This window comes from Rhizobium sp. NZLR1b, assembly GCF_019685155.1.
In the GTDB taxonomy this organism is placed as follows: domain Bacteria; phylum Pseudomonadota; class Alphaproteobacteria; order Rhizobiales; family Rhizobiaceae; genus Rhizobium.
Genome location: NZ_JABDWC010000041.1, coordinates 24082 through 31977 on the forward strand (window position 1 = coordinate 24082; position 7896 = coordinate 31977).

The window sequence follows — 7896 nt, forward strand, 5'->3', positions numbered from 1 at the left end:
GGTGCAGCTTCTCCTCCTTCATCTCGACGATGCTTTGGAGTTGCAGCCGGACTTCGTGCGCGCCTGCACGCTTGCAGGCGCGTGCCACCATGCCGACAAGCGGGGCGGCAGCGCAATCAGATTATGGGGCAGGCAGAAGATGCTGTCCGAACTCGGCCGGGATATCTCCCGGGCGCTGCCCTCTCGAGGCCGGGGACCGCAGCTTGCCTTCATGGGCTCGGGCGATTTCCATCATGTGACCGCTCTGCTTCTCGATATGGCCCTCGAACGGCGGCCGGTTTCGACCACTCTCGTTCATTTCGACAATCACCCGGACTGGGTGAATTTCGAGGGCGGCATGCATTGCGGCTCGTGGATCAACAGCGCCCTGTCGAACCCGAGGATAGACAAGGTCGTCACCGTCGGCGTCTGCAGCAGCGATCTGCGCAACCCCGAACGCAAGGGAGCCAATCTGCGGTGGCTGAGGGAAGGCAAGCTGGAGCTTTTCCCTTACGAGCATCCGCCAAGCCGCGTCTCTGCCGAATATGGCAGCGGCGCCAGCTACCGGCAGGACGGGCGCGCCCTGTACTGGAATTCCATCTCCGAGATCGGCGAAGAGAATTTCATCGACCTGATCCTCAGCCGCATCGGCACCGAGGCGGTCTATTTCACGATCGACAAGGACGTGCTTGCCGCCGATGACGCCGTGACCAACTGGGATCAGGGTCGCATGCGCCTGCCCTATCTGATGGCACTGATCAGCGAGATCGGCAGCCGCCATCGCGTCGTCGGCGCCGACGTCATCGGCGATTATTCGGTGCCGAGTTACGCGGGCGGCCTCAAGACCCGGCTGCTGAAGCAGGCGGAAATCTTCATCGATCAGCCGCGGCTGCGGCAGGCGGCGGATGCCGTGCGCAACATCAACAGCGCCGCAAATCACGCGTTGCTGGAAGTCCTGGCGGAATCGATGGAATGACCGGCGGCCTCACCTTGCCGATGTTCGGCCTGATCCTGTTCTGCGTGGTCGCCGAAACCGCCCGCGAGGTCTGCTTCAAGCAGGCGGCCAGCGACAGCGCCATTCTGGCAACCCTGGCCAAGCCTCTGACCTGGCTCGGCATCGCCTTCTGGGCGATCGAATTGCTTGCCTGGACGGCCGTGCTCACCCGCGTGCCGCTGACCATCGCCTTTCCTCTGATGGCGCTCAGCTATGTCGGAACCGTCGTCGCCGGTGCCGCCGTCTTCAAGGAAAATATCAACCTTCGCCACGCGGCGGGCGTGTTTCTCATTACCGCCGGCGTGGCCTGCGTGGGAGCAACCGGACTATGAAAATCTTTGCTCATACCAGATGGGATGTCGCCCCCGTGCTTGCGGCCTTTGCGCATCTTGTCTTTGACGTCTACCTGATCGTCGGCTTTGAAAGCCGGCCGCTCTGGGTCTCCGCGATCCTGGGTTGCCTTTATGCCGTATCGATATCCTGGAACATCAACAGCATCTCGCACAATTTCATCCACACGCCCTATTTCAAGCCACGCTGGATGAATTACGGCTTCAGCCTGCTGGAATCGGTGGCGATCGGTTTTTCTCAGACCTATTACCACTGGGTGCACATGCGCCATCATTCCGGCAACAGCGACCGGCCAGATGAGAACGGCGGTACGATCGATCTCCTGTCGATCTATCGCTATGGCCGCAACGGCGAGCCGGAGAATGTCTGGTCCTACACGCTGAAAAGCTTCTTCCGTGACAGTCTCGGCGATATTCACAAGGCCATCGCCAAGAACCGTCCTTTCGACGCCGCGTGGGGCCGTTTCGAACTGCTTGCCTTCCTCGGCCTTGCGGCGATAGCGCTGATCTACGATTGGAAAGCCGTGCTGTTCTTCGTGCCGTTTTACTACGCCGGCAACTGCCTGTCGTCGCTCAACGGCTATTACGAGCACCTGCATGGCGATCCGGACGAACCGATTGCGTGGGGCGTGAGCAGCCACAAGTCGTTCTACAACTGGCTTTGGTTCGGCAATGGCTATCATGCCGAACATCATTACCGGCCGCGCACCCACTGGACGAGGCTTGCGGCACTGCACGAACAGATCAGGGAAGACCAGGAAAAGGCAGGCACGCATGTGATCAGCACCTGCCATGCCCTGGGCTTCATGGCTCCGGAAAACCGCGAGATGGAGCTTCGGCATGAGGTCTGAGCAGTTGAGCTTCTTCCTGCCGGGAACGAACGGCAAAGGTGTGCTGCTGATCCACGGCTTGACTGGCGCCCCGGCCGAAATGAAGCTCGTGGCGCGCCGACTCAACCGGCGCGGCTACAGCGTTTACGCGCCGTTGCTGGCCGGTCATGGCGAAGACATCAGGACGCTGCGCCGCACGCGGTGGGAAGACTGGTTGGCAAGCGTTGTGCGCGGATCCGAATTCCTGGCAGAGCGCACGCAAGCGGTTTTTGCCGCCGGCATCTGCGTCGGCGGCAAGCTGTCATTGCTGGCCGCCAAGCACCGGCCGGACCTGATCAAGGCTGTCGCTATCTACTCGCCCTGCTTCCACTACGACGGCTGGGATGTTCCGCGACATTATACGATGCTGTCGCCGCATATCGGCTGGCTGTCGCGGGTGCCCTTTCTCGACCGGCTCAATTTCAGAGAAAATCAGTCGCTCGGCATCAAGGATGATCGCAGGCGCCGCCTGGTCGAGGACATGGCGGGCGAAGGCATGCTCGACAAATTTCCCGGCCGCGGCATCGTCGAGATGTATCGATTGGGCAAGGCGCTTCGCGGAACCCTGCCTGAGATTCAGACGCCAACGCTGATCCTCCACGCCGAAGAGGACGATCTCAGCAACCCCCGGCATGCGCTTTATATATCCGATCACATCGGCGGGCCGCATGAACTCAAGTGGATCAAGGACAGCTACCACATGATCCATCTCGACCAGCATCGACAGGTCGCGGAATTCACGGCCAATTTTTTTGAGGCAGGCCATGCTGAAACTCGCTTATAGACAATTTCCCGCAGAAGACGGCGAGCCGGTCGCACAGGTCTACGACACGATCCGCGCCATCGGCCGCGAAGCGTGGAATGCCTGTTACCGCGGCCAGGTCGAAGATTATGATTGCCTGCTTGCGATCGAAGACGCCGGCATCGGCGAATTCGATTGGCGCTACATTACGATCGCCGAGAACGGAAGGATCAGCGCCGCCATGCCGGTGTTTCTGTGCCCCTATCCGCTGGACACGACACTAGAAGAGGGTTTAGCGCGCCGGCTGATCCGCCGCGTGCGACAACACGTTTCAGGCTTCCTGGTGCTGCGGCTTGCCTGCCTTGGCTCGCCGTGCACCGAAAACGGCGTCATAGGCTTTCATGCCGAGGTGCCGGAGGACCGTCGTGAGGCGCTGTTCGGCGAACTGCTCGACGCCTTCGAAAGGCTTGCGGCTCGGGAAGGCTGCGCGCTGATGGGGATCAAGGATGTTCCCGCGCCGGTCGCCCTGGAATTCGGCGCCGTGCTTTCGGAGCGGCGCTATGCCCCAATCTGCGGCCTGCCATCCGCCTGGCTCGATATCGATTTTCGGACGATCGACGAATACATGGCCCGGCTGTCTGCGGGCACGCGCAAGGACATGCGGCGCAAGATCAAGTCCTTCGACGCCGTCAGGGTCGAATTCAGAACGGATGTGGGTGACGTGCTGCCGCGGATCATGGCGCTCTACCACGATACGCGCAATCGCAGCGAATGGCAGTTCGAAGAGCTGACGCCCGCTTATTTCGAGGGGATACTGACCCATATGCGCGGCCGTTCGTTCTGCGTCCTCTATCTTGTCGAGGACGAGCTGCTGGCTGCCAATCTCATCGTTCATGATGATCGCGTCGCGATCGACAAGTTCTTCTGCATGGATGGCGAACAGGGACGGCCGTACAATCTCTATTTCCTGAGCTGGTTCACCAATCTGCGTTACTGCCTCGATAGTGGTCTCAGCCGTTACCAGAGCGGCCAGGCATATTATGAAAACAAGGTGCGGCTTGGCAGCCAGCTGGCGGCCAACACCATGTTTTTCCGCCACCGAAATCCTGTGCTGCAGACATTGCTGCGGCTGGTCTCTCCGCTTTTTTCCGCGGAGCAGGCCAAGTGATGACGTCGATGCGCCTGACATGGCTCGCCGTGCCTGTCCTCAACACGCTGTTTCAGATTTTCATGAAGCTCGGCGCGATGCAGTTGAACCGTGCCGAGGGGGGGACCTTGCTGCACGACGCGCTTGCCTCGCACTGGATCCTGGCAGCCCTCGTCGTCGAGGTCGTCTGCTTCTTCGTCTGGATGACGGTGCTCGCCGAACTCGACCTCAGCCGGGCCTTCCCGCTCTCGGGTATCAGCTATGTCCTAATCATTGCAAGCGGCTGGTTGATATTCGGCGAGCCGATCGTCGCACTCCAGATCGTCGGCAGCGGCCTGATCCTTGCCGGCGTCTGGCTGATCGCCGGCGCATCGGAGGCGACGCACGCGGTCGATGAGCCTGGCAGCGTGCACGCCCTGCGCCGCGCGCATCCTGGCGAGGATCGGTGATGGCGCAAGCACAAGGCTTCATCCTCCATAGGATCGGTGCTGCGGCCGCGGCTTTCACCAACTGGATCATGGCGCGGGCGCTTTCGCTCATCGTCACGCACGGCTCCCTCGACGTTACCATGTCCAATGGCCGCCTGCTCTCCTTTGGTGACGCATCCGGTGAGCGGGTGCATGTGCGCTTTGCCGATCTCGCTGCGCAATGGGCCTTCCTGATCGATGCCGATATGCGGCTCGGCGAACTCTACATGGACCGCCGCTTTCTCGTCGAACATGGTTCACTTTTCGACTTCCTGGCGATGATGCTGCGTGAGGCCCAGAACGCCAAGCATCCGCTCATCGCCCGGCTGATCGATCATGCGCGCACCTGGCTACGCATCTTCCGCCATCGCAATCTGCCGGCCCGCTCCAAGGCCAATGTCGCCCACCACTACGATCTGGATGGCCGGCTCTACGAACTCTTCCTCGATCGGGACCGGCAATATTCCTGCGCCTATTTCGACAGCCCCGACCAGTCGCTCGATGCGGCGCAGCGCGCCAAGAAGCGGCATCTCGCCGCGAAATTGCGGCTTGAGCCCGGCAAGAGCGTGCTCGATATTGGTTGCGGCTGGGGTGGGCTGGCCCTGCATATGGCAAGGCATGTGCCGCGCGGGCATGTGCTCGGCATCACCCTGTCGGAAGAGCAGCATGACTACGCCCAGAAGCGGCTTGCCGAACACGAGCGGATGGAGGCGGATATCCGGTTTGCCCTTCAGGACTATCGCAGCTTGAGCGGACGGTTCGACCGGATCGTGTCGGTCGGCATGTTCGAGCATGTCGGCCTGGCATCCTATCGCGCCTTTTTCGACACATGTGCGGATCTGCTGGAAGATGACGGCATTATGGTTTTGCACACGATCGGCTGCTCTGCGACACCCGGGTTCACCACGCCTTGGCTCGACAGATATATATTCCCCGGCGGCTACATTCCCGCGCTGTCGGAGATCCTTCCCGAAATTGAAAAAGCCGGTCTTCAGGTTACCGATATCGAGGTCCTGCGCCTGCACTATGCCTGGACGCTGGCACATTGGCGAAAGCGCTTCCTGGCGCGCTGGCAAGAGGCTGCCGCACTTTACGACGAACGCTTCTGCCGCATGTGGGAATTCTACCTTGCATGCGCCGAAGCCGCATTCCGCTACGAGGATCTGGTGGTTTTTCAGATCCAGTTAAGCAAGCGCAACGACGTCATTCCCGTGACGCGGGACTATATCGGCCAGCATGAGAAAGCGGCAGCGCAAAGCTCAAAAGCCTATCTGGAAGGAGCGATTGAGCGTGATACCGATGACGTTCTGATCGGCTGAGCCAAGTCTTGAGGTTATCGGGCTGTCGGCCGCATCGCCTACCAGGCGGCTATATTTGTCGTAGGCCTGCACGCTCCAGGCCGATGAGAGCGTATAGGTGGCGGCCACCGTGAATCCGATGGATTTGAGACCGCCATTCGCGTCAAACGCCTCGACGCGACCACTGTTGGCGGCTTCCTCTGCGGAAACCGCGAAATTGTTGCGTATATAGGTGCGGTTTGCCAGAGACAGGCGCGGACCGGCAGACAGCAGCCAGCGATCGCCGACGGGCTGGAACCAATCGAGATAAAGATCTGCAAGCGCACCGTCGCCGCCCCACAACGCTTGACGTGTTTCCGCCCGAACACGCAGGCGATCCTCTATCGGCCAGTACTGCGCAAAGACGCCGGCGTCCAGATTCCACTGGACCGAATGCAAACCCTGCAGTTCGGATTCGTCGAATGCCGATCGTCCACCTCTCAGGCCGACGACGGGGCCGATTTCGACGCCGCCGATATCGAAGAGCCCGTAGTCGATATTATCATCCGGCGCGCTGTATTCAGGCGCCTCGCCAAGTCGGCGAAAATCGAAAGACGGCATGCCGCTGAAGGAAAGATGCTTCGATCCTTCATAGGAGGGACCGTATTCCACGGATCCGCCAAGCGTTATGATCCACTGATTATCGGAGGATTTTGCATTCTGGCTCAAGGCCGAATGAGAGCCCAGGAATATCAGCGGCAACGATAGCGCCGCCGCGCGGAATAATGCCGTATCCGATGAGACCATATACGCCCTGCTCCGCACCTCGAACGTCAGCGAACGATCCCACTTTCGCAGGCGGCGCCGTTGCAGTCTTTTAAAACAATTTCCTATTCTAGCCAACTGCCTTGGGGCATGCAGACAGGGCAATCGGGTGAATTAACAGGTGACAATGGGCTGAAAAGCTGAATCTGTCGGCATCCTCTAATTGGTGGGAGGATGAAGTCGATGGACGATGTGGCTTGCGATCTCGATGCAGTCGCCGAGACGGTTGTTTTTCTGAGCTATTTCGATGACCTGCATGATGGCCGGCAAATCGCGAAGGTGAAATACCCGCTCGCGGAAGTGTTGCTGCTGTGTCTGTTGGCGGTGATCGCCGGGGCGGAAACCATCACCGATATCGCCCGCTTCGGCGACAAGAAGCTCGCACTGTTGCGCCGGTTCCGCCCGTTTCGCGAGGGCACGCCGGCCCATGATCATCTGGGCGATATCCTCGCCACCCTGGATGCCGAGCATTTTCAACGCTGTTTCGTGGCTTGGGTCGCCTCTCTGATTGGCGTTCCGGAAGGCGTCGTCGCCATCGATGGCAAGACCGTTCGCCGCTCGAAGGGGGTAGACAAGGACGCCATCCACATGGTGTCGGCCTTTGCCGCCCGCCAGCGTCTGGTGATGGGTCAGGTCAAGGTGGCGGACAAGGCCCAACGAGATCGTCGCCATCCCCAAGCTGCTGGACATGCTGGCCATTGAGGGCGCCGTCGTGACCATCGACGCCATGGGCTGCCAACGGGCCATCGCCCAGAAGGTCGTGGACCAGAAGGCCGACTACATTTTCGCCCTCAAAGGCAATCAGGGTACCCTGCGCGATGATGTCGAACTCTTTGCCACAGAACAAAAATCCAAGTCTTTCCAAGACACGACCGTCAGCCGCCATCGCACGGTCGATTGCGATCACGGACGCATCGAAACGAGGGACATCACCGTCATCCACGACGTCGAGTGGCTTCAAAAGGATCATCGGTGGCCCGCCCTGAACAGCGTCGTCATGGTTGAGAGCATCCGCGAAACCGGCAACAAGAGCGAGCGCGAGACTCGCTTCTACATTACCTCGCTGGTGCTCGTCGCCAGCCTGATCGGCCCCCTTGTATCTGCACGTTAGAGATTTTGGGTTCTGTCGCAAATTTTTAGCAAGGTCGCAGAACCAGCTGACGCTGGACACACCTACGCAGCGAGTGAAGCGAATTGCTGAAATGGCGATTGGCCACTGGGTGAAAATTGGCCCTTGCGGATCATG

At 60.1% G+C, this 7896-nt stretch carries 10 protein-coding genes; 9 read left to right on the plus strand and 1 reads right to left on the minus strand.

Going from position 1 to position 7896, the window contains the following annotated elements; translation table 11 throughout:
- Position 1 precedes the first annotated feature (1 nt).
- Genes HJB84_RS32515 through HJB84_RS32545 form a run of 7 tightly spaced genes read left to right on the plus strand, consistent with a single transcriptional unit; the run spans position 2 to position 5867 of the window.
- Positions 2-955, plus strand: a complete 954-nt coding sequence (locus HJB84_RS32515) for an arginase (protein WP_221117891.1) — start codon at positions 2-4, stop codon at positions 953-955.
- On the plus strand, positions 952-1305 hold the full coding sequence (locus HJB84_RS32520) for an EamA family transporter (RefSeq protein ID WP_221117892.1): 354 nt from the start codon (positions 952-954) through the stop codon (positions 1303-1305). Before HJB84_RS32515 ends, HJB84_RS32520 begins: the two co-directional genes overlap by 4 nt.
- On the plus strand, positions 1302-2174 hold the full coding sequence (locus HJB84_RS32525; RefSeq protein WP_221117893.1) for a fatty acid desaturase: 873 nt from the start codon (positions 1302-1304) through the stop codon (positions 2172-2174). Before HJB84_RS32520 ends, HJB84_RS32525 begins: the two co-directional genes overlap by 4 nt.
- Complete coding sequence (locus HJB84_RS32530) at positions 2164-2976, plus strand: carboxylesterase (RefSeq protein ID WP_221117894.1); 813 nt, start codon at positions 2164-2166, stop codon at positions 2974-2976. The genes HJB84_RS32525 and HJB84_RS32530 overlap by 11 nt, the downstream gene beginning before the upstream one ends.
- Positions 2957-4102, plus strand: coding sequence for a GNAT family N-acetyltransferase (locus HJB84_RS32535; RefSeq protein ID WP_221117895.1), 1146 nt, complete (start codon positions 2957-2959; stop codon positions 4100-4102). Before HJB84_RS32530 ends, HJB84_RS32535 begins: the two co-directional genes overlap by 20 nt.
- A complete protein-coding gene (locus HJB84_RS32540) occupies positions 4102-4530 on the plus strand; it encodes an EamA family transporter (protein WP_221117896.1) in 429 nt (142 codons plus the stop codon). Before HJB84_RS32535 ends, HJB84_RS32540 begins: the two co-directional genes overlap by 1 nt.
- Positions 4530-5867, plus strand: a complete 1338-nt coding sequence (locus HJB84_RS32545; RefSeq protein WP_221117897.1) for a cyclopropane-fatty-acyl-phospholipid synthase family protein — start codon at positions 4530-4532, stop codon at positions 5865-5867. The genes HJB84_RS32540 and HJB84_RS32545 overlap by 1 nt, the downstream gene beginning before the upstream one ends.
- On the opposite strand, the gene HJB84_RS32550 is transcribed toward HJB84_RS32545, so the two are convergent.
- Positions 5808-6632, minus strand: a complete 825-nt coding sequence (locus HJB84_RS32550) for a MipA/OmpV family protein (protein WP_221117898.1) — start codon at positions 6630-6632, stop codon at positions 5808-5810. The two genes, HJB84_RS32545 and HJB84_RS32550, sit on opposite strands and share 60 nt — an antisense overlap.
- A 201-nt stretch (positions 6633-6833) precedes the next feature.
- On the opposite strand from HJB84_RS32550, the gene HJB84_RS32555 reads away from it, so the two are divergent.
- Both HJB84_RS32555 and HJB84_RS32560 read left to right on the plus strand, forming a co-directional pair.
- Positions 6834-7352 carry an ISAs1 family transposase gene (locus HJB84_RS32555; protein ID WP_221117899.1) on the plus strand — a complete coding sequence of 173 codons (519 nt, stop codon included), beginning with the start codon at positions 6834-6836 and terminating at the stop codon, positions 7350-7352.
- Positions 7339-7761 (plus strand): ISAs1 family transposase, encoded by a 423-nt coding sequence (locus HJB84_RS32560; RefSeq protein ID WP_221117901.1) that lies wholly within the window; start codon positions 7339-7341, stop codon positions 7759-7761. Before HJB84_RS32555 ends, HJB84_RS32560 begins: the two co-directional genes overlap by 14 nt.
- Positions 7762-7896: the final 135 nt, after the last annotated feature.